The organism is Streptomyces sp. NRRL F-525, assembly GCF_000716605.1.
GTDB lineage: Bacteria > Actinomycetota > Actinomycetes > Streptomycetales > Streptomycetaceae > Streptomyces.
In genome coordinates this window covers 1-934 of sequence record NZ_JNXE01000110.1, presented here as the reverse complement: position 1 = coordinate 934, position 934 = coordinate 1, and the positions used below count along the sequence as shown (strand labels likewise).

1 protein-coding gene is annotated in these 934 nt (G+C 67.6%); it reads left to right on the top strand.

The window, feature by feature from the left end; all coding sequences use genetic code 11:
- The first annotated feature begins 285 nt into the window (after window positions 1-285).
- Window positions 286-795 carry a SigE family RNA polymerase sigma factor gene (locus OO69_RS48080; protein WP_033287377.1) on the top strand — a complete coding sequence of 170 codons (510 nt, stop codon included), beginning with the start codon at window positions 286-288 and terminating at the stop codon, window positions 793-795.
- Window positions 796-934: the final 139 nt, after the last annotated feature.

Sequence of the window (934 nt, the reverse complement as noted above, 5' to 3'; positions counted from 1 at the left end):
GACCATCCCCGCGGCGGCCAGAACGGTTCCGGCGGCCACGCTGAACATCGCGCGGCGGTTATTCGAGAACTTGCGGTGCTTCGACAACGGTGTGCCTCTTCCTCGGATCGCCGGACTCCCACCTGTACGGGGGAGCCCTTTCGGGAGAGAGGTACGGAGTCGGGCGGTGGTCGGGTTGCACGGTGCGGGCGGGAAAATTCTCCCGCCCGCACCGTGCAACCCCAGAGGACCGCTCCCCGTATGTATGACAGATGGAGTGGTGCGCGAGGGAGAGGCCGGCGAAGAGTGAGGGACACGGCCCGGGAACGTGAGTTCCGGGAATTTGCCGAGGCGCGGCAGGCGCAGCTCCGTCGCAGCGCCTACCTGCTCTGCGGTGACTGGCACCAGGCACAGGACCTGACCCAGACGACTTTGATGAAGTTGTACGCGGCCTGGGGACGGGTCAGCCGGGACGGCAGTGCGGATGCCTACGCTCGCACCATCCTCACCCGCACCTTCATCGACCAGTGGCGCAAGCGAGGCTGGCGTGAGGAGCCGGTGAGCGAGCCACCCGATCTTCCCTCGGACGTGTCCGGCGCACCGGAGTTGCGATTGATGATGCAAGAAGCCCTGATGGAACTGGCGCCCCGCTACCGGGCCGTGCTGGTCCTGCGATTCTGGGAGGACTGGTCCGTCGAGCAGACCGCGCACGCACTGCGGGTGAGTCCGGGAACGGTGAAGAGCCAGAGCGCCCGCGGGCTCGCCCGGCTGCGCGAGATCGTCGAAGGCTTTGACAGTGAAGGGACCAGGAGGTGAAACCGGCCATGAACGAGCACGAGAACGACGCTCTGCACGCGGCCTTCCGGGCAGTCCTCAGCGCCGATCCGGAGCCTGCGCTCCCCAGCGTTGTCGACGCGGCCGTCGTCGGCGGCTTCCGGATCCGCCGCCGACGAGT